This is a genomic window from Mesonia sp. K4-1, assembly GCF_008017825.1.
Classification (GTDB): Bacteria; Bacteroidota; Bacteroidia; order Flavobacteriales; family Flavobacteriaceae; genus Mesonia.
This window is the reverse complement of record NZ_VRLS01000048.1, coordinates 1-1224: the sequence shown is the minus strand read 5'-3', so window position 1 is coordinate 1224 and position 1224 is coordinate 1. Positions and strand designations below refer to the sequence as shown.

The following is a 1224-nucleotide window of genomic DNA, read 5'->3' as shown; positions in this document are numbered from 1 at the left end:
ATTTGTACAACAAGAGCCGTGTGAGGGGAGACTTTCAAGCACGGTTCTGTGAGAGGCTTAGGGTGAAATTCCCTTTGCCTACTCGATTACGCAAAACGTTAGCAAAAATTAAAATCAAAATAAATGAAATTAACTATAATTTTCTTATCCTTTCTATTAAGTCTAACTATTCACGGCCAATCATTATGTTATGAAAATTCTAAAGGAGAATATTGGCCTTTTGATTCAAAAGAGAAAAATATATATTCGCTTAATGGCGAGTATTCATTTATATATATCAAAGACAGTGTAGAAATAAATAATCAATTTTACGTTACCAGAGTTAAGAAACATAAAAACGGTAAAATAGTTAAATCCTACTTTAGAAATGAAAATGGCTCCATTTATTACTATGATGAAAAAACTAATTCAAAATCTCTTATATTACCTTCAAATATTAAAAAAGGTGAAAAATGGGAAAGTGCTGATAAGAAATGGGAGTATAAAATTACGGACTTAGATGCTACTCTAGAAACACCATATTGTGAGCTAAAAAACCTATTAGAAATTGAAAATTTAAATAAAGAATCAAAAAAGCGTTATCAATCCTTTTATAAAAAGGGCGTAGGGTTTGTTGGTTTAAATGTTGAGGGAAAACCATTTTCATTTATTGAACCAAATGGTAAAGTTGAACAAAAAGATTTTATAGCTATTGGATGTAAAAATGTTAAAGGTGACAAACAAAGAAAGGCTTGTACTAACAAAAAAATTATTGATTTTATAAAAAATAATTTTAAAAATCCAACACCTGATATTCACGGTAAAGTGTTATATGAGATAATTATTGATACTACAGGAAAAGTTACTAATGTCAAGGTCAAAGAGAGTGAAGGTGTTTCAAAGCAACAAATTAAAAGTGGGTTAAAAACTTTAAAAAAATTACCTAGATTTATTCCTGCATATAGTGGAGATAAACCTGTTAGGGTTTTATTTAGTATACCATTGACTTTTTAATAAAACTTTTGCTAACAACGTATATCTTCAATTGTGGCTCTGTGTCCTGCGGACACAGACGCGGGCGCGTCAAAGTCATTTCTTTTTATTATCTTTATTTCCTAAATTCCCACAACTGAAAGATATACAAGACCGTTGTACCACATATGACAAATGTACTTTCCTGAAATAGGTTGACTAAAAATTAATCATTTAATTACAGTCACTTATGAAAACACAAAATGAACACTG

The 1224-nt window shown here is 29.7% G+C and carries 1 protein-coding gene; it reads left to right on the top strand.

Annotated features, from left to right (window positions below; genetic code table 11):
- Positions 1-123: 123 nt before the first annotated feature.
- Positions 124-993, top strand: coding sequence for an energy transducer TonB (locus tag FT986_RS08135; protein ID WP_147864651.1), 870 nt, complete (start codon positions 124-126; stop codon positions 991-993).
- Positions 994-1224 lie beyond the last annotated feature (231 nt).